This is a genomic window from Rheinheimera baltica DSM 14885, from assembly GCF_000425345.1.
Taxonomy (GTDB): domain Bacteria; phylum Pseudomonadota; class Gammaproteobacteria; order Enterobacterales; family Alteromonadaceae; genus Alishewanella; species Alishewanella baltica.
The window spans coordinates 1-22,995 of sequence record NZ_AUDG01000051.1; the positions used below are offsets into that span (position 1 = coordinate 1).

Annotated in this window: 27 protein-coding genes and 1 tRNA gene; 21 read left to right on the forward strand and 7 right to left on the reverse strand. The window is 44.6% G+C overall.

Annotated features, from left to right (window positions below):
- Positions 1–319 (forward strand): IS5/IS1182 family transposase (locus H595_RS0115120; protein ID WP_027671966.1); only part of this gene is annotated, 319 nt, incomplete at its 5' end.
- A gap of 1 nt (position 320) precedes the next feature.
- Here the strand turns inward: H595_RS0115120 and metE are convergent.
- Positions 321–1,757 carry a 5-methyltetrahydropteroyltriglutamate--homocysteine S-methyltransferase gene (gene metE / locus H595_RS22535; protein ID WP_051219934.1) on the reverse strand — a complete coding sequence of 479 codons (1,437 nt, stop codon included), beginning with the start codon at positions 1,755–1,757 and terminating at the stop codon, positions 321–323.
- A gap of 107 nt (positions 1,758–1,864) precedes the next feature.
- Here metE and H595_RS0115130 point away from each other — a divergent pair, with 107 nt between their 5' ends.
- Together H595_RS0115130 and H595_RS0115135 are read left to right on the forward strand one after the other, a co-directional pair.
- Positions 1,865–2,749: a LysR substrate-binding domain-containing protein gene (locus H595_RS0115130; RefSeq protein WP_027671967.1), complete on the forward strand. Its 885-nt coding sequence runs from the start codon at positions 1,865–1,867 to the stop codon at positions 2,747–2,749.
- Between the two features lie 163 nt (positions 2,750–2,912).
- Positions 2,913–3,719: a substrate-binding periplasmic protein gene (locus H595_RS0115135; protein WP_240474915.1), complete on the forward strand. Its 807-nt coding sequence runs from the start codon at positions 2,913–2,915 to the stop codon at positions 3,717–3,719.
- Here the strand turns inward: H595_RS0115135 and mutH are convergent.
- Positions 3,716–4,396 (reverse strand): DNA mismatch repair endonuclease MutH, encoded by a 681-nt coding sequence (gene mutH / locus H595_RS0115140; protein WP_338109731.1) that lies wholly within the window; start codon positions 4,394–4,396, stop codon positions 3,716–3,718. The two genes, H595_RS0115135 and mutH, sit on opposite strands and share 4 nt — an antisense overlap.
- A gap of 371 nt (positions 4,397–4,767) precedes the next feature.
- Between mutH and rppH the strand changes: the two genes are divergently transcribed.
- The 8 genes from rppH to H595_RS0115180 all read left to right on the forward strand — a co-directional run bounded on the left by rppH (position 4,768) and on the right by H595_RS0115180 (position 12,187).
- Positions 4,768–5,274, forward strand: a complete 507-nt coding sequence (gene rppH, locus H595_RS0115145) for an RNA pyrophosphohydrolase (RefSeq protein WP_027671970.1) — start codon at positions 4,768–4,770, stop codon at positions 5,272–5,274.
- Between the two features lie 39 nt (positions 5,275–5,313).
- Entirely contained in the window at positions 5,314–7,572 is a 2,259-nt protein-coding gene (gene ptsP, locus H595_RS0115150; RefSeq protein WP_027671971.1) for a phosphoenolpyruvate--protein phosphotransferase, read from the forward strand.
- A gap of 63 nt (positions 7,573–7,635) precedes the next feature.
- Positions 7,636–8,430, forward strand: coding sequence for a sulfite exporter TauE/SafE family protein (locus H595_RS0115155; protein ID WP_051219935.1), 795 nt, complete (start codon positions 7,636–7,638; stop codon positions 8,428–8,430).
- Between the two features lie 8 nt (positions 8,431–8,438).
- On the forward strand, positions 8,439–9,257 hold the full coding sequence (lgt, locus tag H595_RS0115160) for a prolipoprotein diacylglyceryl transferase (RefSeq protein WP_027671973.1): 819 nt from the start codon (positions 8,439–8,441) through the stop codon (positions 9,255–9,257).
- On the forward strand, positions 9,254–10,087 hold the full coding sequence (locus H595_RS0115165; protein WP_027671974.1) for a thymidylate synthase: 834 nt from the start codon (positions 9,254–9,256) through the stop codon (positions 10,085–10,087). Before lgt ends, H595_RS0115165 begins: the two co-directional genes overlap by 4 nt.
- A gap of 70 nt (positions 10,088–10,157) precedes the next feature.
- Positions 10,158–10,778, forward strand: coding sequence for a FlgO family outer membrane protein (locus H595_RS0115170; protein WP_027671975.1), 621 nt, complete (start codon positions 10,158–10,160; stop codon positions 10,776–10,778).
- Positions 10,775–11,422 (forward strand): FlgO family outer membrane protein, encoded by a 648-nt coding sequence (locus H595_RS0115175; RefSeq protein WP_027671976.1) that lies wholly within the window; start codon positions 10,775–10,777, stop codon positions 11,420–11,422. The genes H595_RS0115170 and H595_RS0115175 overlap by 4 nt, the downstream gene beginning before the upstream one ends.
- Positions 11,423–11,497: 75 nt before the next feature.
- On the forward strand, positions 11,498–12,187 hold the full coding sequence (locus tag H595_RS0115180) for a FlgO family outer membrane protein (RefSeq protein WP_027671977.1): 690 nt from the start codon (positions 11,498–11,500) through the stop codon (positions 12,185–12,187).
- A gap of 9 nt (positions 12,188–12,196) precedes the next feature.
- Here the strand turns inward: H595_RS0115180 and H595_RS0115185 are convergent.
- Together H595_RS0115185 and H595_RS0115190 are read right to left on the reverse strand one after the other, a co-directional pair.
- Positions 12,197–12,271 (reverse strand) — tRNA-Arg (locus H595_RS0115185).
- 48 nt (positions 12,272–12,319) lie between these two features.
- Positions 12,320–13,459 carry a flagellar assembly protein T N-terminal domain-containing protein gene (locus H595_RS0115190; RefSeq protein ID WP_027671978.1) on the reverse strand — a complete coding sequence of 380 codons (1,140 nt, stop codon included), beginning with the start codon at positions 13,457–13,459 and terminating at the stop codon, positions 12,320–12,322.
- A 123-nt stretch (positions 13,460–13,582) separates the two neighbouring features.
- Here H595_RS0115190 and H595_RS0115195 point away from each other — a divergent pair, with 123 nt between their 5' ends.
- Positions 13,583–14,038: an LPP20 family lipoprotein gene (locus tag H595_RS0115195; RefSeq protein ID WP_027671979.1), complete on the forward strand. Its 456-nt coding sequence runs from the start codon at positions 13,583–13,585 to the stop codon at positions 14,036–14,038.
- 50 nt (positions 14,039–14,088) lie between these two features.
- Here H595_RS0115195 and flgN read toward each other — a convergent pair whose 3' ends face one another.
- The 3 genes from flgN to flgA form a co-directional block, all read right to left on the reverse strand.
- Complete coding sequence (gene flgN, locus H595_RS0115200) at positions 14,089–14,523, reverse strand: flagellar export chaperone FlgN (protein WP_027671980.1); 435 nt, start codon at positions 14,521–14,523, stop codon at positions 14,089–14,091.
- A complete protein-coding gene (flgM, locus tag H595_RS0115205; protein ID WP_027671981.1) occupies positions 14,520–14,840 on the reverse strand; it encodes a flagellar biosynthesis anti-sigma factor FlgM in 321 nt (106 codons plus the stop codon). The genes flgN and flgM overlap by 4 nt, the downstream gene beginning before the upstream one ends.
- Before the next feature lie 87 nt (positions 14,841–14,927).
- Positions 14,928–15,626, reverse strand: coding sequence for a flagellar basal body P-ring formation chaperone FlgA (gene flgA / locus H595_RS0115210; RefSeq protein WP_027671982.1), 699 nt, complete (start codon positions 15,624–15,626; stop codon positions 14,928–14,930).
- Positions 15,627–15,778: 152 nt separating this feature from the next.
- Here flgA and H595_RS0115215 point away from each other — a divergent pair, with 152 nt between their 5' ends.
- From H595_RS0115215 to flgH, 9 genes are all read left to right on the forward strand, one after another.
- A complete protein-coding gene (locus H595_RS0115215; RefSeq protein WP_027671983.1) occupies positions 15,779–16,708 on the forward strand; it encodes a chemotaxis protein CheV in 930 nt (309 codons plus the stop codon).
- A 16-nt stretch (positions 16,709–16,724) separates the two neighbouring features.
- On the forward strand, positions 16,725–17,558 hold the full coding sequence (locus tag H595_RS0115220; RefSeq protein ID WP_027671984.1) for a CheR family methyltransferase: 834 nt from the start codon (positions 16,725–16,727) through the stop codon (positions 17,556–17,558).
- 72 nt (positions 17,559–17,630) lie between these two features.
- A complete protein-coding gene (gene flgB / locus H595_RS0115225; RefSeq protein WP_027671985.1) occupies positions 17,631–18,032 on the forward strand; it encodes a flagellar basal body rod protein FlgB in 402 nt (133 codons plus the stop codon).
- 2 nt (positions 18,033–18,034) lie between these two features.
- A complete protein-coding gene (gene flgC / locus H595_RS0115230; RefSeq protein WP_027671986.1) occupies positions 18,035–18,460 on the forward strand; it encodes a flagellar basal body rod protein FlgC in 426 nt (141 codons plus the stop codon).
- Positions 18,461–18,468: 8 nt separating this feature from the next.
- The gene (locus H595_RS0115235; RefSeq protein WP_240474916.1) at positions 18,469–19,227 is read left to right on the forward strand and encodes a flagellar hook assembly protein FlgD; all 759 of its coding nucleotides are present in this window, start codon (positions 18,469–18,471) and stop codon (positions 19,225–19,227) included.
- A gap of 18 nt (positions 19,228–19,245) precedes the next feature.
- Positions 19,246–20,568, forward strand: coding sequence for a flagellar hook protein FlgE (gene flgE, locus H595_RS0115240; protein WP_027671988.1), 1,323 nt, complete (start codon positions 19,246–19,248; stop codon positions 20,566–20,568).
- Positions 20,569–20,726: 158 nt separating this feature from the next.
- Positions 20,727–21,473 (forward strand): flagellar basal body rod protein FlgF, encoded by a 747-nt coding sequence (locus tag H595_RS0115245; RefSeq protein ID WP_027671989.1) that lies wholly within the window; start codon positions 20,727–20,729, stop codon positions 21,471–21,473.
- A 36-nt stretch (positions 21,474–21,509) separates the two neighbouring features.
- On the forward strand, positions 21,510–22,298 hold the full coding sequence (gene flgG, locus H595_RS0115250; protein WP_027671990.1) for a flagellar basal-body rod protein FlgG: 789 nt from the start codon (positions 21,510–21,512) through the stop codon (positions 22,296–22,298).
- A gap of 11 nt (positions 22,299–22,309) precedes the next feature.
- Positions 22,310–22,987 (forward strand): flagellar basal body L-ring protein FlgH, encoded by a 678-nt coding sequence (gene flgH / locus H595_RS0115255; protein ID WP_027671991.1) that lies wholly within the window; start codon positions 22,310–22,312, stop codon positions 22,985–22,987.
- Positions 22,988–22,995 lie beyond the last annotated feature (8 nt).

Sequence of the window (22,995 nt, forward strand, 5' to 3'; positions counted from 1 at the left end):
AGCAGCTATAGAGTTACTTGAACAACTGCCTGATGCCGAGCATGTTATCGCAGACCGGGGCTATGACAGTGAGAAAGTACGGGAGCAGATCCGAGCGAAAAATGGCGTCCCAACGATACCGCGTAAACGTAATTCAAAAATTGGAAATGGCGATATTGATTGGTGTCTGTACAAATATCGCCATTTAGTAGAGAACGTGTTTGCCAGGCTAAAACATTACCGTTCAGTAGCAACCCGGTATGATAAATTGGCCCGGAATTATGCAAGTACACTTGCCTTGGCTTGCTGTCTATTATGGCTGCCAATGTGGGTTGGCTGAATTATAAACAGCAAAGATCAACAGGCCCTAGTATGGCAAGTTGAATGTGTTGTTCAATTTGCCCCTGATAGGTGGCTTGGTCAATTTTGCCGGTCTTTACTGCCAAGCGGCTTTGACGGATCTCTGCTGTTTGCGGAAATGAACCAATGGTGGTGGTGGGAAGCAATGGCAGTGAAAAGTGTTGCTGTTGTGCCTGCTGACGCACAGGGTAGGGCTGGGCACGATCGGTGCTTTGTAGTTTTAATGCTGCAACAGCCTGTTGTACCGCCGGATTTTGTACCCGGCTTGATGCTTGACGAGCCTGAATGCTTTGGCTGTAGCAGACAATCTTATCTAGCTGATCTGTTAACAGCGCCTGTTTCAACAGCGCCAGTTCCTGGCATTTTTGTTTAGCAAATGCAAACCAGCTGCGGATTTCGTCATCCAGCCGGGTTTCCAGATCCAGATCTACCGGGCTGTGCAACAACGAGCAACTGGGCGCTAGCCACAGGTTATTGCCTCGCGCCTGATACACTGGTTTGAGGGTATGAAAAGCGCTAAGCAAGTCGGTACGCCAGATATTACGGCCATTAATAACACCGGCAGATAATACCCAATGCGCAGGTATCGCCTGATGCAGTGCCGCCAGATCGCTTTGCTCGGCAATTAAATCTACATGAATACCGTCAATCGGTAGGGCAGACAATGCAGGTAAATAGTGACCTATATCACCGAAGTATGTTGCTATCAGTAGCTTTACGCTACCTTTGTCCAGCTGCTGATAGCTGCTTAGTAATGCCTGTAACCATTCATCATCCAGTTCCAGTGCCAGTATAGGTTCGTCAAGTTGCAACCAAGTGATATCGAGCCGTTCAAGTTGCTGCAGAATGCGCTGATATACATTTAAAAGTTTTGGCAACAATGTAAGTTTATCGCTGTCATCTGTGGTTTTACCCAAATACAAAAAGGTAAGTGGTCCTATTAATACCGGCTTTGCATTAACACCGGCTTGCTTGGCTTCTGTTATTTGCTCGAACCAAAATTTATCGCAAAGCGTAAACTCTTGGTCTTTAGTGAACTCCGGTACGATATAGTGATAGTTCGTGTTAAACCATTTTGTCATGTCACTGGCTGCGGCCGGTTTTCCTTTCGGTGCGCGTCCGCGAGCAATTCTAAACTGGGTATCAAGGTCAATGTTGTTAACGCCATTTTGGTGGCGTTCAGGCACAACACCCAGTAGCAAAGACGTTGTTAAAATATGATCATACCAGGCGAAATCACCCACGGGGATCAGGTCGACCCCGGCTTCTTTTTGCAATTGCCAATGCGTTTGGCGTAGCTCGGCACCCGTTTGTAGCAGTTGTTGTTGGTTTATATCACCTTGCCAATAGGCTTCCAGCGCCCGTTTTAATTCACGTTTGGCACCAATTCGTGGAAATCCTAAGTTATGTGTTTGCATTTTACGCTCCTCTTGTGGACATCTAGAAGTTTACATGTCCATGATCGAGCGTTATGCTGTGTAACGCAAATGAAAATAATTCCGCAACCAAATGAAGAATCTTCAACATGATAGAAATAAAACATTTACGCACGGTTCGAGCGTTATTTGACACTGGCTCTGTTCAAGCCGCGGCAAACATGTTGTGTGTTACACAGTCGGCACTATCTCATCAGCTCAAAGAGCTGGAACACCGGGTTGGTTCAGTGTTGTTTGAACGCAAAACACAGCCGGTACAGTTTTCTCATGCGGGTGAATTATTGCTTAAATTAGCACGCAAAGTATTGCCTGCTGTCGATGAGGTAACTGAGCAACTTAAGGCTGGAAATGACGACACCCAAGCACTGCAATTATGTGTTGAATGCCATGCTTGCTTTCACTGGTTGTTGCCTGCTGTGCGGCATTTTAATGCCCAACCTAATCTCCCTGCGGTAGAGTTCGTCCCGTTTATAGAACATAACGCTATAGAGGCGTTATTGCATCAGCAGCTTGATGTTGTGCTAACCACAGATATTCGCATGACGGAGCAAGTGAGCTTTCATCATTTATTTGATATGGAGTTGCGTTTGCTGTTGAGCCCTGATCATGCGCTAGCAAATTGTACTTACATCAAGCCAGCTCAGTTAATCAGTGAAACGTTGTTGAGTTATCCCGTACCTGTGGCTCGACAGGATGTATTTCGGCATTTTTTAGCTGAGACTGATTTTAAAGGTAAGGTAAAACCTGTGGCACAAGGCAGTCAAATTTTACAGCTGGTTGCCGCAGGGCAGGGGATTGCTGTGATGCCATCCTGGATGGCACAGCCTTACCAGCAGCAAGGGTTAATCTGCTCTATCGCGTTAGGACCAGAAGGGCTTCGTCGGCCAATGTACCTTGCCTGTCGACAAGCTCAGCTGAGCAGTAGTATTAAGGCCCTAACACTAAGCATACGACAGTTTTCACCGGTAGGTTAAGCTAGCCCTAACTTGGGCCTTTTACAGGAAATGTCGTATTTTTATCAGTAATTTAACCAGCGGTTGGTTGCTTTATCCGCTTAATTAAGCAGCAGAATTTTAAGTTATACACTAAGCTTTGAATCATATAAGCAATGCCTCGAGGTGTAAGATGCGATTTTATATGATGTTAATTATTGCAGTATCCGTGTTTCTACTAAGTTGTAAACCTGCTGAACAAGCTCAAACAGTCGTACCGCAATCTGTTACTGGTGACGATGCGGTGGCAAAGACAAACTGTGAGTTAACCTTTGGCATGGATGCATGGGAGCCCTATCAATATATGTCGGTAGGCAATAAAGCTGCAGGCCTTGATGTTGAGTTGGTGGAGGCCATCACGTCTTCAATGGGCTGTGATCTTAATGTGGTGCAGGGCAGCTGGGTAGAATTACTTTCATTATTAAAAAACGGTGACGTTGACTTTGTGCTGGGGGCGTCAAAAACGCAAGAGCGAGAGTCCTTTGCGTATTTCTCAGAACCTTACCGTCAAGAACGCTTTCAATTATATGTGCGAAAAAATACGGAGCATCCGGCATACGCTGATTTAAAAGCTTTTGTTGATGCAGGGCACAAAGTTGGTGTAGTTAACGAATATTATTACGGTGATGAAGTTGCTGCGCTGTATGCTGATGAAACACGACGTACGCAGTTTGTCGGCGCCATTATTAGCGAGCTTAATATGGCGCGCTTACTGGATGAAGAGATTGATGGTTTGCTGGAGGACAGTTTTGTTGGTGCGTCAATTTTACGTCGTAAAGGTTTAGACAAATACATTCAGCCGCACAGCATTAGCTTAGGTCAATCTGATGTGTTCGTTATGTTTAGTAAGGCGTCGGTACAAGAAGATCAGGTACAGCAGTTTAATGTCGGGTTAGCACAATTGCGCGCTGACGGTCGATATAACCGTATTGTGGAAAAATATAGCCACTAAAGCAGGTTGAACTGTTGCTTTAATAAGCTCGCTGTAAAGCTGGCTTTAAGATAAAACCCTCTGGGTAAGGTGCGAATTGGTTCGCCATTTGCACCTATCGCATTAGTCATTGCTTTACTGTTAGCCGCCTTGGGCCTAAGTTGTAGTAGCTTACCTTGAGCGCCTTTGATATCTGCAATGCCGCCTAGGGTTATCTTTTCCATCAGTTCTTCCCAGTCTTGCTGCAATGCCTGTTGCTGTATAGCGGATGGTTGCCATAAAAACGGTGTGCCAATCATGCGCTCTGCTAATGGAATATGGCGTTCAGCCAAAATCGGCACCCATAACACATGTTGCAATTTGCGACATACCCATGACTCATGCCATTGCAGCCCTGCAACACCCGTTAAGGGCGCGACGCAAACATAGGTGCTTTCTAAAGGTTTGCCGCATTGATCAATTGGTAAGGTTTTTAATTCTACGGCCAGATGTGGAAAATCAGGTTCTGCTTTTGAACCTGCCGTCGCACCAAGTACCTGTTCAAGTAATTGGCCAACCCATCCTTTGTCTTTTTTAAGATTTTCAGGCACTGGTATTGAAAGCTGTGTAGCAATTTGTCCCAGTGACAAACCTGCCAGAGCCTGACTTCGCGTTGTTAATTCGGACAATGATGCTGGAGAAGTGAACATATTAGTCATATTAAATGGCTGTAACGACACGCTAGCATTTTTCGGACCTTTTGGCTGCTTAAAAACGCAGCAAACTGACTTACGCACAGCACAATGATAAGTTTTTCAAAGCTGAATTTAATATAAATTTATGATTTATATCGTTTTTGTTTATGTTTTTGATGTGCTTAAACACTAACCGATTAACTTATTCAGTGTTTTAATTGTGCTTGTGCACAGTTTTATCAACACATCCTGTGAAAAAGTGCACATTGTGCTGTGCTTAATATGCAATGTTGTGGATAAGTCTGTAAAAGGTGTGCTGAAAATACCGTTTGCCCAAGTCCCGACTTTATGAAAGAATCTTTTACATATTGTTTTAAGATCCGCCAGAGGTTTGTGTGATCGATGCCGAAGGTTTTCGGGCCAATGTCGGCATAGTGATTTGTAACCACCAGGGACAGGTGTTTTGGGCAAAACGATATGGTCAGCATTCCTGGCAATATCCACAGGGTGGCATTGATGATGGCGAAACGCCAGAACAAGCTATGTTTCGCGAGTTACATGAAGAGGTTGGCCTTACCGCTGCGGATGTGGAAATAATCGCCACAACAAAGCATTGGTTAAGGTATAAACTGCCGAAACGACTTATTCGCAAAGACAGTAACCCGGTGTGTATTGGCCAGAAGCAAAAATGGTTTTTGCTGCGTCTGACCTGCGCTGACGAAGATGTAAACTTACTTAAAACCACTCACCCAGAGTTTGATAGCTGGCGTTGGGTTAGTTATTGGTATCCTGTACGGCAGGTTGTTGCCTTTAAGCGGGAAGTTTATCGAAAAGTCATGAAAGAATTTGCTCCTATCGCTTTGCCGTTTATCCGCCGCGAAGGCAAGAAAAAGAATTATTAAAGCAGGTAGACAATTAGCTAGACTGAAAAAGAGGCTCTTATGTTAGGCCAGTTAAGGCGAATTGTTCAGGATGTAGCACAAGAGCCAGTGCTTCAAAGTGCGCTAGCTGGCTTAGTGACTAGCATAAAACAAGCATTGGTTACCGAATGTTGTTCGGTATACCTTGCTAATTATGAACAGCAGCATTTTATGTTGATGGCAACCGATGGTCTTAACCGAGATGCTATTGGTAATATTGCTATTGGTTTTTCCGAAGGTTTGATTGGCTGGGTTGGACAACGCGAAGAACCCATTAATTTAGCTAAAGCCCATTTACACCCGCGCTTTAAAGTTACACCTGAAGTTAGCGAGGATCGTTTTTCCGCCTTCTTAGGCTGCCCTATTATTCACCATCGTAAAGTCTTAGGTGTGCTGACTATTCAGCAAGCGGCAGAGCGGGTGTTTAACGAAGATGAAGAGTCCTTTCTGGTTACGCTGGCTGCACAACTTGCATCCGTTTTGGCTAATGCAGAAATGCGTCAAGCCGCCAGTGAAAGTAGCCCAAGTCAAATTCAAACAGGCCAACTTAAAGGTTTACCTGGCTCACCAGGCATTGCAATTGGCCAAGCCTATGTATTACAACCTGCCAATGATTTTAATGCCATTTCGCTCAAGCGAGCCGATGATCCTGAAAAAGAGTTAGCGCATTTTTATCGCGCCGTAAAAATTACAAAAGCAGAGTTTAATCGTTTGGCTGAGCGAATGAGTGGGCATTTGCCACCCGATGCATTAGCCATTTTCGATGTGTATCACCAGCTACTTGATGCTGCGAGTTTAGGCCGCGAAATAGAGCAACAAATAGCGCAAGGATGGTGTGCTAAAAGTGCTCTTAAACGGGTAGTTGAGAAGTTTGCCCGTCAGTTTGATGATATGGACGATGCGTATTTGCGTGAACGGGGCACGGATATTCGTGATCTTGGCCAGCGGGTACTAAACAACCTTCTTGATACCGAGCAACGTAAAATTAAATTGCCACAGCAAGTTGTGTTGGTGGCAGAAAATGTCACCGCGACCATGTTGGCGGAAGTTCCCAGAGAGCAGTTAGTTGCTATTGTTTCGTTAAAGGGCTCGGTAAATTCGCATGCCGCGATAATGGCGCGTGCTTTAGGTATTCCTGCCGTGATGGGGGTTAATGAGCTACCGTTATTACATTGGCAAGGACAACGGTTAATTGTTGATGGTTATCAGGGGCATATATTACTATCGCCGGTTGAAGCGATATGCCAAGAGTACCAGCGATTAATTAGCGAAGATGCCGAGCTAAACGCGCGCTATTTAGCTGAAATAGCTAAGCCGTCACAATCAGCGTGTGGAAGTGCATTTAATTTGATGGTGAACTCTGGCCTGGCGATAGAGCTGGAAACAACCAACCCCGAATATACCGGCGGTGTGGGACTGTATCGTACAGAGTTTCCTTTCATTATGCGTAGCCGGTTTCCTACCGAGCAAGAGCAAATAGAACTGTACCGAAAGGTGCTGGAGTGCTATCCCGATAAGCCTGTCATCATGCGTACCTTAGATGTTGGCGGCGATAAAGCATTACCCTATTTTAGTATCATTGAAGAAAACCCTTTTTTAGGTTGGCGCGGCATTCGCCTGACACTGGATCATCCGGAAATATTTTTAGTTCAAATTCGCGCTATGTTAAAAGCGAATCTGGCGTTGAATAACCTGCATATTTTATTGCCCATGATTTCAGATCTAGCCGAGGTTGATGAGTCAATCCGGTTAATCAAGCAAGCTAGTTTTGAAGTCAGTGATGAGCTTTGCATTGAATTGCCAAAGCCTAAAATTGGGGTAATGATTGAAGTCCCCTCTATTATTTATCAGCTACCTGAATTAGCTCAGAAAGTTGACTTTTGTTCAGTAGGTACCAACGACCTTACCCAATATTTATTGGCGGTTGATCGCAATAATCCCCGCGTGGCTGGCCTGTATGATGCAATGCATCCTGCCGTGCTGCGAGCGTTATATCAATTAGCACAGCAAGCCAAAGGTTTGCAGTTCCCAGTAAGTGTGTGTGGCGAGCTAGCTGGTGAAGCCTCGGGTGTGCTGTTGCTGGCGGCGATGGGATACAGTAGCTTTAGTATGAATAGTAGTAATCTGGCGAAAATAAAATGGTTACTGCGTAGAGTTGAAATGTCTGAATTAGCCTTGTTGTTACCTGAGGTGCTGGCATGCCAATCGGCCCGGCAAGTAAGACAACACATGCAACGTTTTTTGGATCAAAAACATCTTTTAAGCCAACTGCGAGCTTAACTCAATGCAGCGATGTCGTCGTCTCTGGTATAATGCACTTCTTATTGGTATGACGGGATCTTTGTGTTAAGCATTTTTGCTATTACGTTATTGCTGGGGGTTCTGGTAGGGTTTCTTGCTGGTATGTTGGGTATTGGTGGCGGTTTGGTTATTGTACCCGCACTGGTTATGCTACTGCCAGCTTTTGGTATTGTACCGGCAGATCAGGCGATTGTTGTTGCAATTGCCACTTCTTTGGCGTCAGTTATTATTACGGCAACCTCCTCTGTAGCTGCGCATCATCGTTTGGAAAATGTTCCCTGGAAAATTGCCAGTACAGTTATGGTAGGCGCCGCTGTTGGTGCTTGGGCTGTTGGCTATTTGGCTCACAATATCGATGCTGGCGTATTGCAAATGATTTTTGGTTGCGCGGTGTTGCTGCTAGCGCTTCGGATGCTTGGTTCTCGCGCTGCAGTGGGCAAGCTGCGATTGCCAGGTAAATTACCCACCATGACAATATCTGCCGTGCTAGGTGGTGTTGCCAGTTTGTTGGGCATTGGCGGCGGTGCGTTATTTGTGCCAATGCTAAACTATTTTTCTTTGGATATGCGCCGCGCCATTGGCGTTGCAGCGGCCAGTGGAATAGCCATTGCCATATTTGGCTCTCTTGGCTATGTTGTTGCTGGTTGGCAGCACTATCAATTAACAGATGGATTTATTGGGTACATTTATATGCCCGCGGCTTTAGGCATTGTTACAACATCGGTATTTACTGCGCCTTTGGGGGCTAAACTAGTACAGCACCTTCCTGTGCTGACAATTAAACGAATTTTTGGCATTTTCATGCTGTTGGTCTCGGCGAAGATGATTTTGAGTTAAGGGTTGTTATGTCTGCAAGTTATATTACATTTCCGCAAATTGATCCGATTATTTTCTCTGTAGGGCCAATCAGTTTACGCTGGTATGGCTTAATGTATCTGGTTGCTTTTGGCCTGGCATGGTGGTTGGCTAACAGAGCGGCAAGTAAGCCTAACTCAGGTTGGACAGAACAACAGGTCAGCGACTTGCTGTTTATCGGATTTTTGGGTGTTGTTCTTGGTGGGCGTATTGGCTATGTTTTGTTTTATCAGTTTGACCACTTTTTAACGGACCCGTTGTATTTATTTAAAATATGGACTGGTGGTATGTCGTTTCATGGCGGCTTACTTGGGGTATTAACCGCAATGGCGTGGTTTGCCAGAAAAAATAATAAAGCGTATCTGCAGTTAGGCGATTTTGTTGCTCCCCTTATTCCACTTGGCTTGGCAGCAGGGCGCTTAGGCAACTTTATTAATGCAGAGCTTTGGGGTCGCACTACAGATGTGCCCTGGGCTGTATTATTCCCAGGCGCTGGGCCTTCGCCCCGGCATCCCTCGCAGTTGTATGAGTTTGCGCTTGAAGGTGTTGTGTTGTTTTTACTGATTATGCTTTACCGCCGTTTTAGCCCGCCGGTAGGGGCGTTGGGCGGTTTGTTTCTTGCCGGATACGGCAGCGCACGCTTTTTTGTTGAGTTTTATCGTGAGCCAGATGCACATCTTGGTGTGTTATCAGCAGGTATGTCGATGGGGCAATGGTTGTCATTACCTATGATCATTATTGGTATTGGTTTAATTACATTTGCCTATGTTAACAACGCTAAAACCCCTAAACAGGTAGTAAAAGAATGAAGCAGTATCTCGATCTGATGCGGCATGTATTAGAGCATGGCCATAAGAAAACCGATAGAACTGGTACGGGCACTATTAGCGTGTTTGGCTATCAAATGCGTTTTAATTTGCAGCAGGGCTTTCCGCTTGTAACGACAAAAAAATGTCATTTGCGTTCTATAATTCACGAGTTACTGTGGTTTTTAAAAGGTGAAACCAATATTGGTTATCTGAAAGATAATGGGGTGTCTATTTGGGATGAATGGGCAACAGAGTCGGGCGAGCTTGGCCCGGTATATGGCGCGCAATGGCGCAGTTGGCAAGCCGCAGATGGCACAGTAATCGATCAAATCAGCCAACTTATCAATGACATTAAGCGTACTCCCGATTCTCGTCGCTTGATTGTTAGTGCCTGGAATCCGGCGGTACTACCTGATACGTCAATATCTCCAAGACAAAACGCACAACTGGGTAAGCAAGCACTACCGCCTTGCCATACGTTATTTCAGTTTTATGTTAATGACGGCAAGTTGTCATGTCAGTTGTATCAGCGCAGTGCAGACATTTTTCTTGGTGTACCGTTTAACATTGCCAGCTATGCCTTGCTAACGTTGATGGTGGCGCAGGTATGTGACTTACAACCGGGTGATTTTGTGCATACCTTTGGTGATGCTCATCTTTATCTCAATCATCTTGAACAGGTAAATACCCAGCTTGCCCGCGAGCCTTATCCTATGCCAACAATGCAGTTAAATCCTGACGTAAAAGATATTTTTGCGTTTACCATCGACGATTTTACCTTGCATGGTTATCAAGCACATCCTCACATTAAAGCGCCGGTGGCCATTTAACGTCAAAAGCTTGCCTTTAATTTTGGCCTGTATTTTGCTTAAGTAAAACAGGTCAAAATTTGAGGTGCATATGCAACTGTTAACGCCCTTTGTCATCGCTTTATTGCTGTGCGCTTGTAGTGCTAATCAGGCGCCTTTGGCATCAAACCCGCGTTCTGTAACAGCAGAACTAAGTGATTACCCGTTAGAATTCTATACTGATCGGCTTGCAGCAGGTTTATTGCAAAATATGCCTAAAGTTGATTTTGCAAATAAGCTTGGGCCAATCGTAGCGGTAACCAGCTTTTTGCCAATAGAAAAACTAAGCCTTAATGAGACAGATGCAGATGAAGTTCAGCTGGCGAATCAATTAGCCGAGAGTATGCTGACTTACGCGGTTAACCATGGTGTTAATGCCGTCGATTTCCGCTTGCGTAAACAGGTGCTGTTGCTACCCAATCACGAACAAGCGCTGACCCGCAACCTGGATGGAATAAAGCTACACAGTAGTGCTGATGCCGTATTAACCGGAACCTACTTAATTAAAGAGGATGGCTTAATGGTTAATGCCAGACTCATTGATGTGCAAAGTAATAAGGTGCTTGCGGCTGTTACCGATTATATTCCAATTAATGTATTTTGGAGTGACCAGCAAGTGATGAAACGCGGAAATCATCTATATCGCCATAGCGTAACCGGAGAGAAAAAATGAACAACAGTATAAGGTTGAGTTTATTTACGCTTATGCTAACAGGCTGTGTAGGGCCGGCAACGGGGCCTGATGGCGTTAACGTGAATGGTATCTCCTCGGCCCGGCAAGAGCGAATTAGCCATCAACAGGCATTTCAAAGCGCTACGCCAGCTATGATACAACGGCAACAGCCGTTGATTACGATTAATGAGTATTCAAGAAACCTTGTACATGAATTAATGGCATTAAATCATGCCCTGGATGACGGCGCCTTTATCGGCGTAACCGATTTATCTTTCGTTGACAGTGATCTCCTGCATGGCAGTGTGCTAAGTAATCATTTAAGCGAAGCGCTAATTTACGATTTACATAAGTTTGGTGCGCCAGTAGTAGACTTTAAAGTCACCAACTACGTGCGTGTCACAGAAGGCGGCGATTTTGCTTTAAGTCGTGACTTCACCGAACTCAGTGCTGAATTGCCAATTAAATATGTGGTTACGGGTACTATGACAAAGCATAAAATGGGCCTGCTGGTAAATGTACGTTTAGTACAAATTAGCAATAAGCGGGTTATATCTGTGGCACGTACGTTCATTCCCGCAGCAGTAGTTCAAGCCATTTTGCAGCATGAAGCAGATCAGCAGCTGCAATTTAAGCAGGGATAAATACGATAAAGGTTAAAGTTATACGTAATTTGCCGATAACCAACTGATAGGTCACGTTGTTTATTGGAGAATTACATGAAATCAAGAATGCTGCTTACCGGTGTTACAGCTCTGCTTATCACCGGTTGTTATAGCCATCATCGTATTGAAAATGGCTATACGTATTGCAACAGCGTGGGGGAGTGTAGTAGCGAAATTCGCCGGCAACATCATGATCATCATAGCCGTGATGCTGTTTCGCCAATGCCTCAGCAGCAAGGTAGTACAATGATTGGCTGGACACTACCTTCGCCAACGCTAACCAATCTTAACTCTAATAAACAGTTGGACGATTATGCTGCGCAAATGTCGATGCAGTTAGTCGATACATTGCACAACTTCCCCATTACGTCTCGCGTTGCTATAGCCTCCTTTGTTGAGCTAGGATCTGAGCTTAATCGCACGAACGTAGTTGGAAATCAGCTTGCAGAAAGCTTTATGCATCAGCTGCAGCGGTTTGGTATTGCCGTTGTCGAGTTTAAAACCACGCGTGACATTCAGGTTACCGCAAATGGTGATTTTGTCTTTAGCCGGGCCCACAATAAGCTTGATTCAATACAAATGATTGATTACGTCTTGTCGGGCACAATGATACACACCCCAAAAGGGATAATGGTAAACGCCAGAGTGATTGATTTTCGCACTAAAGTTATTGCTGGCAGTGCCCAACAATTAATCCCACATTTTGTTATTGGTGCACTTTACTCCGATAATATCAGTCAGTAAGTGCAATTTTGGCTGCCCCAGCAGGAATCGAACCTGCAACTGCCCCTTAGGAGGGGGCCGTTATATCCATTTAACTATGGGGCAATGGCGCGAAAGTCTAGCAGAGTCGTAGTGGCTTTGGAACCAGTGTGATTAATAACTGGTTTTTTTTCGTACACTTACGACATCGCCTTGTTGAATATGCTGTATTAATTTGGCGTTATTTGTTGTTGCCCAGGTATGGTTATCCGTTTGGTCTGTTACGGTTAATATAACTGGATCTTGCAAAACGCGTTTTACTCCGGCGCTAATTGGATGGCGTTGTAATTGAAATAACACTAACTCGTCGCCAGCCTGTATGCCATGCATTTTGCCAAGTTCTAATCTTATTTGGTTGTTCTCTACTTGTTTAATACTGCTCAGCAAGGGTTTGCACTGCAGTTGCAGTTGTACTTCTTCTGCAACTGCCTTTAGCAATTGATCAATTTTTTGGCCATAGGGTAGCTGCCAGAACGCCATACTGTGGGTTAATGGCGCGCTTTTATTGTTATATATCCAATTTGCACTGGTTCGATATTCTTGCTGATACACCATAGCTTGTTCAAACAAATCATACAGACTAACGTTAAGGGCGAAAAAGCGTTGTTTTTCTTCGGCCTGCCAGAAACTGCTTGTGGTTTCACCCAGTGATAAGTCGTTAATGGTCGCCATAAGCATATACTGGTTGCCACGGCTAAATAAGCGGTCTGTGTCGGGATAAACCAACTGTTCTGGTGTTACGCTTTGCTGCATAGTGCTGACTAGCACAGTAGGGCTGTAGTCGCGTAGGTGACGCTCAAGCTGTGTTGTTGCATCTGTGCCTAATTCAAAAAGTTGACCATAAATAGCATCTTGACGGGCTTGTAGCTGAATTTGACTGAGCAGCACAGGTTTACGATACGCGCTGCCCTGACACTGGGTAACTTCTGGTTCAATATCTACCCGGATGATAACGGTAAGCATGTCTGCGCTTTGGCTTTCAGACATCAAATGCAGCTGCTTAATTTCACTGTTGCTGCTTATACCTAAATGTTCCGGCTGCAGTACGCCGTTAATAACTTGCTGACGACTATTAATATTGGCACCTGCCACAAGTGCAGCACGTTTTACTGCATCGTCGACAGCCATTTGACGCGCTTGAGCCATATCACCTTGCTTTATTAAAGCTTGGCCGGTTGCTTCATACCAATCAGCATTAGCTGCGACGCTGAATAACAGGCAACTAACCGCGTTTAAAATGAGAAATTTGTTCATAGCACCCATACCAGATGATGATGTATTACATGATAAAGCAAAATACATGCCTTAATGCTGGCGCGAATTTTGCTGTAATATTTATAAATGTGAATTAGTCAGGATGCAATGATGAGGTGTTCGATGAAGATGCTACCGTGTCTAACTCTGGTGAGTGTGTTGTTAAGTGGTTGCACGTCATTTTATGACCGCCATGTAGAATATACGGACGTTAAGCCTGAATCGTTTCCTTTGTTGCGCGCTGTGGGCTATGCGCCTATTAGTGCCCAGCTTAGTAATGATCCTAAGCACAAGATGTTGCAAGCGATGAAAGCGTCTAAGCTCGATGCTTATAAAGAAATGACCGAGATGGTGTATGGCCAAAAAATTGACGCGACAACCCAGGTGCAGCATATGGTGCTAACTGACGAAAAATTATCAACCTCGATTAGAGGGGTGATAAGCGGGGCTCGTGTAGTTAAAACTTATGCGGTTGACGATGTGTATATTACGGAGTTAGAACTGGATTTTGCTCAGGTTTATTCGCTGTATCAAAATACTACGCCACGCCAAACGATTAAAAGTGTAAGGTATTATTAGTATTTAGTGAGCAGTATATTAGTGAGCACAGTAGCCTGCTAAGCACCTTGTCAGGCTTTTATCCCTTTGCCTTTACTGTCTACGGTTGGTTTACCTTTGCTGGTATAGGTGAGACCGGATTTTCCTCTGCTGGAAAGCAGCTCAGTTTTTAATCGCGCTATAGTCAACTGGCTTTGTTCTAAAGTTTGCTGATTAATATCATTGTGACGCTTACATTGTTCCAATTGTTCATCTAACGCAACTACGCGCTGCTTAAACCACTCTTGCTGTTTAACCGTGTTCAATTCAGGGTGTTTTGCTAACGCATTATCACTGAGCTGAAGTTGCTCAAGCACATTAGCTTTGGTTACTGTAAGCTGTTCTAAGGTGGTGATATCGCGGCTGGCTAATGCGGCAAGTTCTTGCCGCAATAGCAACAACAACTCATCCAGATGCTGTTGCTGCTGGTCAAATAATAAGGTGATGTCGTCAGGGGCTAGGGTCATTTTTTACCGAATATCTCACTCTCGAAATGCACTATACGCCTGGCCAGTTGCTCAACATTAATTTTGTATTTGCCTTCGGAAATAGCCTGCTTAATTTTATCAACCTTGTCCTGGTCAATACCATTACTGTTACTGGCGTTTTCCGTTAGCTTGGAAAACTGCTGTGCCTGCGGCGTAATAGAAACAGAATCCTGCTTCTGGTTAGCACCTTGGCTGGCATTTTGTTGCACAGTTGCCTGCTGACGTTGAAGTTGTTGTTCAACTTTGTCATTTTTTACTTGCGTTGTATTTTGCAAGTTATTGATATTAATAGCCATGTTCAGACCTCATCACCTTTGTACAGTTCCTTATGTTCAGGTTAACGGCTTCATTAAGTAAAACTTTAGTAAAAATACAGAAATAATTTAAAATTTTACCCTGACTAAGTTTACTGCAATCACTTCTGCACTGATAGTACGTTTTGATTGCTGGTTTAGTATGCTAATAGTATCGCCTAAACTACCGTCAGACTGTGCTAAACCTGTTGCCGTTACATTAAGACCGCTGTCGCTAACTGATATTGTAACAACATCTCCTTTACAGACAAGGCAAAGATCCTGCAAGGTTAAAATTTGTCCCATCGACAGTGTTCTTTTGCTTCTTGCGCCTATTACCTGTGATGTATCGGTTACGATGCTACCACGAATAAACCGACGTTCGCGCTGCGCTATTGTTAACATATCGGCGGTAATTAAACTACCATTAGCCACATTTTGCTGTAACACCACGGCCTGAACAATCTCATCAATACGCACTGGCACATAAAGCTGCCAGCTGGCTTCAGTGTTACAACGGATCTGTATGGTATTTTGGCGCTGAGTTATGGCTTGCGACAGGCTGAATTCTAATGGTTGGGTACAGGTTTTATCGCCAATCCGGTTGTCCAAAGCGCTAATATCGATTTGCAAGTCAGTATCCGTTGGCAATTGTTGTTTTAGCCAAATGTCAGCTGCAGTAGTTAACTCAGCGGGCGAAAAATGGGTTTGCTGCGCAGTTACTGCGACACAAAAAAATATGCAAAATGCGGTAAGTGCCTGTTTAAATAAATTTTCGTACTTTTTCATATGGTTTCGGCTATGCTTTAGTGGCAAGGGGTTATAACATACGACATAATGTTGACGCTAACGTTGCTATCCTTGGTTAGTAAGCTCTTAAAGCAAGAATTGATCCGAAAGAAGCAGAATTTGATCCTGAACATGATACAAAGGAGTTGTCGATGGCCGGTGTGTTAGATGCAGTTAATCAGCGGACTCAGCTCGTTGGGCAAAACCGACTGGAATTATTGCTGTTTAAACTGGTTGGGCGCCAACGCTATGGTATTAATGTTTTCAAAGTCCGTGAAGTTTTGCAATGTCCGCCTTTAACTGCAATTCCTAAGCGCAACAAATATGTGCGCGGTATTGCCCATATCCGTGGGCAGACGATTTCTGTAATTGATTTAAGTCTGGCAACTGGCGGCAAGCCTATAGAAAACCTCAAGGACAGTTTTATTATTATTGCTGAATACAACCGTTCAGTGCAGGGGTTTTTAGTCAATTCGGTTGAACGTATTATTAATATCACCTGGGGCTCTATTATGCCTCCGCCTAAAGGCACCAGCGGCAAACAAAGTTATTTGACTGCAGTTACGGAAATTGACAAGGAGTTGGTTGAGATCCTGGATGTAGAAAAAATTCTAGAGGAAATTTCTCCGTCACCAACAAAGATCACCAAAACATTAGACACGAAAAGTATTACTGCTGATTTAGGTGATAGATTAATTTTGATTGCAGATGATTCTGCAGTAGCGCGAAATCAGGTGAAGCGAGCGTTAGAGGGATTGGGGCTGCAAATGCATGTGGTCAACAACGGACGGGAAGCCTTAACCTATTTGCAGCAGGTTGCCAAAGAGTGTCAAGAATCAGTCACAGAAAAAGTAGGATTATTAATTTCTGATATAGAAATGCCAGATATGGATGGTTACACCCTTACTGCAGAAATAAAGCTGGATCCCAGACTCAAACATTTACATGTTATATTACATACCTCGTTAAGTGGGGTGTTTAATCAGCAAATGGTGTCAAAAGTTGGCGCTGATGATTTTATTGCTAAATTTAATCCGGATGAGTTAGCCGAATCGGTACAAAAGTGGCTGCATGCCGATTAATAGTTAAGGACACCACGTGCCCAATAAAGAATTATTAGACAAAGAATATGTATTGTTCCGGGATTTTCTTGAACAGCAATGCGGCATAGTATTAGGTGAGAATAAACAATATCTGGTGAAAAGTCGTTTAGGGCCTTTGATGCAGCGTTTTAACGTCGCCTCTTTGTCTGAACTGGTGAGCAAAACCCTCAGCCCATTTGAAAGGCAATTGCGCTCTGCTGTTATTGATGCAATGACAACAAATGAAACCTTGTGGTTTAGGGATAGCTATCCGTACGAACTATTAAAAAAACAAATTTTTCCCGAGTTGGAAAAAACGTGCCGTACCGTCAAAATTTGGTCGGCCGCGAGTTCAAGTGGCCAAGAGCCATACTCGATTGCTATGACAGCTATGGAATATCAGCAAACCCGGCCGAGCGCTTTTAGCTTAGGTGTTCATATATTAGGTACTGACATCTCTAACACCATGCTGGAGCATTGCCAGCGCGCCGAATACGACGGTTTGGCATTGTCCCGCGGATTATCGCCTGAGCGGCGGACTAAGTTCTTTGATGATAGCGGTAAGGGTATGATGCGAATTAAAGAACCCGTGCGTAAAAACGTTAACTTTCGTCATCTTAACTTACTTGATAGTTATGCGTTACTGGGTAAATTTGACATTATTTTTTGCCGCAATGTACTTATTTATTTTTCTGCCGATGTTAAGGCAAAAATTATCCGCCAATTTGCTCAATCATTAAATCCACGCGGTTATTTATTCCTTGGTGCTTCCGAATCGCTTTCAAGTTTGAACCAGGATTTTGAAATGCTCCGCTGCAACCCCGGTATTATTTACCGCAAGAAAACCTAATCCACCTAGTTTAAGTTTTTGGCCTGAGTTTTGCATATTGTTTGTCATCGTTAATAAACAGGTGGCAAAAAAATGGCAATCAGTTTTGAAAAAGCGTTTGGCATGCACCCTGAGGCTATGCTGGTTCGTGATCGGCGGGCTCAGGTGTTGGCCGAAAATATCGCGAACGCAGACACACCTGGCTATAAAGCCAAAGATATTGATTTTCAGCAGGCGCTAAATAACGCTAAGTCCCGACAGTCTGGCGCTATGTCGCGTACGCATGACCAGCATTTTAATATTTCGACTTCTTCGCAATACGACACTAAATTTCGTAACCCGGATCAACCTGATACGGGTGATGGTAATAGTGTTGATATCCATCGCGAGCGCAACGCGTTTATGCAAAATAGTCTGGAGTATCAAGCCAGTCTGTCGTTTTTAAACTCTCGTATTAGTGGCCTTAAAAAAGCGCTTACCGGCGGAGGACAGTAACGATGAGTGCATTTAAAATTTTTGACATTACCGGCAGCGGCATGACAGCGCAATCTGTGCGCATGAACACAACCGCCAGTAATATTGCTAATGCCAATAGCGTGAGTAGCAGCGTAGACCAGACTTACAGAGGGCGTCATGCTGTATTTGCAGCTGAATTGTCTGATGCAAAACGGATGCAGGGTGATGATAGTGTTGGTGTGAAAGTGCTGGGCATTGTTGAGTCTGATGCGCCGCTTAACGTTGAGTACGCGCCAAACCATCCGTTAGCCGATGAAAATGGCTACATCTACAAACCTAACATAAACATCATGGAAGAGATGGCGAACATGATTTCTGCATCACGTTCTTACGATACCAATGTACAAACAGCTGATGCAGCTAAGCAAATGGTGATGCGGACCCTGCGCTTAGGCCAGGCAAACTAAGGGCATAAATGATGACGAGTTCAGTAGATAGCAACTCCGCCCTAGGCGGCATGTACTGGGACAATACCAGTAAGGTTGAAGAAAAGAATAACGGGGCTTTGACGCAGGCAGATTTCTTTGCCTTGTTAACGCAACAGTTGGCGTATCAGGATCCAACGAAACCCGTTGAAAATGACCAGATGATTGCGCAGATGACCAATTTTACGATGGCTGATGGTATTGGCTCATTGAATCAGAGCTTTAAAGGTTTTGCCGAAAGTATGACGTCGAATCAAGCGCTACAGGCATCCTCTCTGGTTGGGCGTAGCGTGTTGACACAATCGGATGAGATTGTGTTTACCGGCGAAACCTTATCAAGGGGAAATATCGAACTTGATAAGCCAGCCACGATGATGAAGATCCGAATCGAGAACGATAAAGGGGAGTTGATACAAAGTTTTAGCGTTGAAAACCCCAAAGTAGGGAAGAACGAGTTCGTTTGGGATGGCACTACAAATGGTACAGGTAGTAACAGTACAACCCCTGATGATTCTACTGGAGAGACCGGCGCTGATGGCGAAGACGTTATCGATAGAGTTAATGCGGGTGTCTACAAAATTAAAGTAGACGTTAGTTATGCTGACGGTACAAACGGCAGTTTGCCCGTAAATGTTTATACGCCGGTTGGTAGTGTCAGCCTAAATGGCACTGCTGGAGGAATTATGTTGAACCTGATTGGACTGGGTGCAGTGAAATTGGGTGATGTGTTAGAGGTTTCATACACTTAACAGTGAGCTGAGGTAAATATGAGTTTTAATATCGCGTTAAGCGGCTTGGCCGCAGCACAAAAAGATTTGGACACCACGGCGAACAATATCGCCAATGTCAATACGACAGGTTTTAAAGAGTCGCGGGCAGAATTTGCTGACGTCTACGCTACGTCAATTTTCTCTTCTGGCCGAACTAAAGTGGGTGATGGTGTTGCTACATCATTGATAGCACAGCAGTTTAATCAAGGTTCGTTGCAATTTACCAACAATTCGCTTGATTTAGCCATTACCGGCGAAGGCTTTTTTGCCCTGACCCCTGATCGGCAGTCGCAAGATTTAACCTACACAAGGGCTGGTGCGTTTAAGCTGGATAAAGACAACTTTATTGTCGACAATAAAGGCAACTTTTTGCAGGGCTTTTCAGTCGATCCGGTGACAGGTGAAAACCAATCCGTCAGTTTAAGCACAACACAACCCATCTCTATTCCAACTTCTGCGGGTGCTCCCCGTGAAACCAGTAATGTTTTCCTTAGCATGAATTTAGATTCCCGCGCGGTTGAAACAGGGAGTATTGCTTTTGATCCAACAGATCGTTCAACGTATAACCATTCAACTTCTGTAACGGTTTACGACAGTTTAGGTGAGTCACACACTGTAACTACTTACTTTCGCAAGGTTGATACCACAGCGCCGGCTCCATCACAGTGGGAAACGCGTTTGGTGTGGGACGACAACGTTGCAACACCACCGGGTCCTAATTCGTGGTTCAGCGGTGATGATTTGTATTTTGATTCAAGCGGTAACTTCGATACCACATTAGGTATTCCACAAATAGTATTGCCTTTGGCCGATCTTAACTTAGCCGCCAACGGGTACCTGAATAATGGTGCTCAGTTTGGTAATGATGTTGTGGTTAACTTCCGTGATGCATCAGGCGTGCGTTTACCTACACAGTATGCGGCAAATTTTGATGTAACCAATCTCAGTCAGGATGGTACAACAGTTGGTAACTTAACCGGGGTTGATATCGATGCGTTTGGTCGGGTATTGGCAAGCTACAGTAATGGTGACTCTACCTACCTGGCACAGGTTACATTAGTACGCTTTGCTAACGTGCAAGGTTTAAAGCAAGTGGGTAACACGTCCTGGAAGCAAAGTATTACCTCTGGCGAGCCGATTGGTGGCCAGGGTAATACCGGCACTTTTGGTGCCGTAAACGCGTCAGCGTTGGAGCAATCAAACGTCAATTTAACCACAGAGCTGGTTGACTTGATCAGTGCGCAACGTAACTTCCAGGCTAACTCCAGAGCGCTTGAAGTGAACAGTACCTTACAGCAGACAGTACTGCAGATACGCTAATTTTTGACGGAAAAAGCACCACCGCTTGCGGTGGTGCTTTTTTATTAATGCATTAATAAACAATAACATTTTCGTAGTTCCGCTAAATTCCACCATAAATACCATCAGATGGCATCATTATTGCTTTATAACAGTAGATACTGTAAGCGGAGCACGTTATGGACCACCTTCTATATATCGCAATGAGCGGTGCTAAAGAAAATATGAATAGCATTGCGGTTCGGTCAAACAACCTGGCAAATACTGGCACTGTTGGTTTTAAAGCCGATTTTGAACAAGCAAGAGCCATGCAGGCTTTTGGTGAGGGCTTACCAACACGCGTGTTTTCGTTAACAGAACAGCCCGGTCAAAACTTTGACGCTGGTGCCGTGATTATGACTGAGCGAGAGCTCGACGTTGCGATTCAAGGAGATGGTTGGATTGCCGTTCAGGCGCCCGACGGAAAAGAAGCTTACACCCGTGGCGGCAACTTACAGATTACTGCTCAGGGTATGCTCGAAACCAGTAGTGGCTTACCAATAATGGGTGATGATGGCCCTATTCAGTTGCCTGTGCCACTTGCCAAGGTTGAAATTGGTAATGACGGAACGGTTAGCGTATTGCCACAAGGTGCTCCTGCCGGTGCTATTGAGATTGCAGGGCGGATAAAGTTAGTTCGGCCCGTAAACAGTGATATGGAAAAAGGCACCGATGGTTTGTTTCGTCGCAAAGACGGCCAAATTGCCGAAGCCAGCGCCGATGTGAGTTTGTTAAATGGTGCAATTGAAAGTAGCAATGTAAATGCAGTAGGTGAGATGACGTATTTAATCAGTTTACAACGGCAATTTGAATTGCAGGTGAAAATGATGAAAAGCGCTGAAGAGATGGATACGCAACAGAATCAGTTACTCAGAATAATTGGCTAATAGAATTATTACAGGGCGCAAGCCCGGGAGGCAAGCATGCATCCAGCTTTATGGATCAGCAAAACCGGATTAGACGCAAAGCAGCGTGATATTTCGGTTATTTCCAACAACCTGGCCAACGCCAGTACGGTAGGCTTTAAGAAAAGCCGGGCTATTTTTGAAGATCTGTTGTACCAAAACGTCAATCAGCCTGGTGGTGCATCGTCACAAAATTCTGAATTGCCCAATGGCTTAATGATTGGTGCAGGTACTAAGGTGGTTGCCACGCAGAAAAATTTCAGCCAAGGCAATATGCTTACCACAGATAACAGCCTGGATATGATGATACAAGGTCATGGCTTTTTTGAAGTTTTAATGCCGGATGGTACCACCTCTTACACCCGAAATGGCCAATTTACCGTTAATGACGAAGGTAGCTTAGTTACCTCAGGTGCGGGATATCAGGTGCAGCCAAACATTGTTGTACCGCCTGATGCACTGAGTATTAGCGTATCGCAAGATGGTCAGGTATCAGTGCAACTACCAGCGCAAGCTGAACCAGCCGTATTGGGACAGTTAACCGTAACCAATTTTATTAACCCGGCTGGTTTAGAACCAACGGGTCAAAACCTGTTTCGTGAAACGGGCGCCAGCGGCGACCCTGTACAAGGTATTCCGGGCTTAGAAGGGCTTGGCATTATTGTTCAGGGCGCTTTAGAAACGTCCAACGTAAATGTAACGGAAGAGCTGGTTAACCTGATAGAAAGTCAGCGCGTTTATGAGATGAATTCAAAAGTCATTTCTGCCGTCGACCAGATGTTGGGCACGGCAATTCAGCAGCTGTAGCAGGAGGGGTTATGTTACGCTTTATATTTGTCATTAGTCTGGTGGGATTGCTTAGTGCTTGTGCATCGTTGCACGAACCGGCAGAGGATGACCCATATTTTGCACCGCTAGTGCCGGAGCCAGCATCGCGGCCTTTGGTGCAAACCGGATCATTGTTTGCGCAAAACTACTCGAACAGCTTGTATTCCGACAATAAAGCGCGACATGAAGGTGACATTATTACGGTTGTGCTACGTGAGAGCACTCAAGCGAGTAAAAAAGCGAAAACGGAGCTGAAAAAAGACAGCTCCACCTCCCTTGATCCAATGGTAGGGCTTAGCGGCCGCCCGGTATCAGTTGCCGGTAATGTGTTGCAATTGGGTGTTGATAGTACATCGGACTATAAAGGCGATTCTAAGGCAGACCAGAGTAACAGTTTAGTCGGCAACATATCAGTCAATGTGTTGCAGGTGCTGAATAACGGCAATCTGGTTATTCGGGGCGAGAAATGGTTAACCCTAAATACCGGTAAAGAATATATCCGCCTGACAGGTGTAATTCGTTCACAGGACGTTGACGTAAACAACACCGTTGAATCGACTAAAATTGCGAATGCACGCATTGAATATAGCGGCACGGGTGCACATCATTCCGGACAGTCACCAGGTTGGTTAAGCCAGTTTTTTAACAGTTCGTTATGGCCGTTCTAGGAGTGTCC

What these genes read in the sequence shown, in the direction of transcription:
- ptsP (WP_027671971.1), top strand. Translation starts at nt 5,314, where the DNA reads ATGTTAGGCCAGTTAAGGCGAATTGTTCAGGATGTAGCACAAGAGCCA.
- flgM (WP_027671981.1), bottom strand. Translation starts at nt 14,840, where the DNA reads ATGGCTATTAATATCAATAACTTGCAAAATACAACGCAAGTAAAAAAT.
- H595_RS0115170 (WP_027671975.1), top strand. Translation starts at nt 10,158, where the DNA reads ATGCAACTGTTAACGCCCTTTGTCATCGCTTTATTGCTGTGCGCTTGT.
- flgG (WP_027671990.1), top strand. Translation starts at nt 21,510, where the DNA reads ATGCATCCAGCTTTATGGATCAGCAAAACCGGATTAGACGCAAAGCAG.
- H595_RS0115245 (WP_027671989.1), top strand. Translation starts at nt 20,727, where the DNA reads ATGGACCACCTTCTATATATCGCAATGAGCGGTGCTAAAGAAAATATG.
- flgE (WP_027671988.1), top strand. Translation starts at nt 19,246, where the DNA reads ATGAGTTTTAATATCGCGTTAAGCGGCTTGGCCGCAGCACAAAAAGAT.
- H595_RS0115165 (WP_027671974.1), top strand. Translation starts at nt 9,254, where the DNA reads ATGAAGCAGTATCTCGATCTGATGCGGCATGTATTAGAGCATGGCCAT.
- H595_RS0115130 (WP_027671967.1), top strand. Translation starts at nt 1,865, where the DNA reads ATGATAGAAATAAAACATTTACGCACGGTTCGAGCGTTATTTGACACT.
- H595_RS0115195 (WP_027671979.1), top strand. Translation starts at nt 13,583, where the DNA reads ATGAAGATGCTACCGTGTCTAACTCTGGTGAGTGTGTTGTTAAGTGGT.
- H595_RS0115190 (WP_027671978.1), bottom strand. Translation starts at nt 13,459, where the DNA reads ATGAACAAATTTCTCATTTTAAACGCGGTTAGTTGCCTGTTATTCAGC.
- flgN (WP_027671980.1), bottom strand. Translation starts at nt 14,523, where the DNA reads ATGACCCTAGCCCCTGACGACATCACCTTATTATTTGACCAGCAGCAA.
- flgC (WP_027671986.1), top strand. Translation starts at nt 18,035, where the DNA reads ATGAGTGCATTTAAAATTTTTGACATTACCGGCAGCGGCATGACAGCG.
- flgB (WP_027671985.1), top strand. Translation starts at nt 17,631, where the DNA reads ATGGCAATCAGTTTTGAAAAAGCGTTTGGCATGCACCCTGAGGCTATG.
- mutH (WP_338109731.1), bottom strand. Translation starts at nt 4,396, where the DNA reads ATGACTAATATGTTCACTTCTCCAGCATCATTGTCCGAATTAACAACG.
- H595_RS0115235 (WP_240474916.1), top strand. Translation starts at nt 18,469, where the DNA reads ATGATGACGAGTTCAGTAGATAGCAACTCCGCCCTAGGCGGCATGTAC.
- H595_RS0115135 (WP_240474915.1), top strand. Translation starts at nt 2,913, where the DNA reads ATGATGTTAATTATTGCAGTATCCGTGTTTCTACTAAGTTGTAAACCT.
- H595_RS0115175 (WP_027671976.1), top strand. Translation starts at nt 10,775, where the DNA reads ATGAACAACAGTATAAGGTTGAGTTTATTTACGCTTATGCTAACAGGC.
- lgt (WP_027671973.1), top strand. Translation starts at nt 8,439, where the DNA reads ATGTCTGCAAGTTATATTACATTTCCGCAAATTGATCCGATTATTTTC.
- flgA (WP_027671982.1), bottom strand. Translation starts at nt 15,626, where the DNA reads ATGAAAAAGTACGAAAATTTATTTAAACAGGCACTTACCGCATTTTGC.
- metE (WP_051219934.1), bottom strand. Translation starts at nt 1,757, where the DNA reads ATGCAAACACATAACTTAGGATTTCCACGAATTGGTGCCAAACGTGAA.
- H595_RS0115215 (WP_027671983.1), top strand. Translation starts at nt 15,779, where the DNA reads ATGGCCGGTGTGTTAGATGCAGTTAATCAGCGGACTCAGCTCGTTGGG.
- flgH (WP_027671991.1), top strand. Translation starts at nt 22,310, where the DNA reads ATGTTACGCTTTATATTTGTCATTAGTCTGGTGGGATTGCTTAGTGCT.
- H595_RS0115180 (WP_027671977.1), top strand. Translation starts at nt 11,498, where the DNA reads ATGAAATCAAGAATGCTGCTTACCGGTGTTACAGCTCTGCTTATCACC.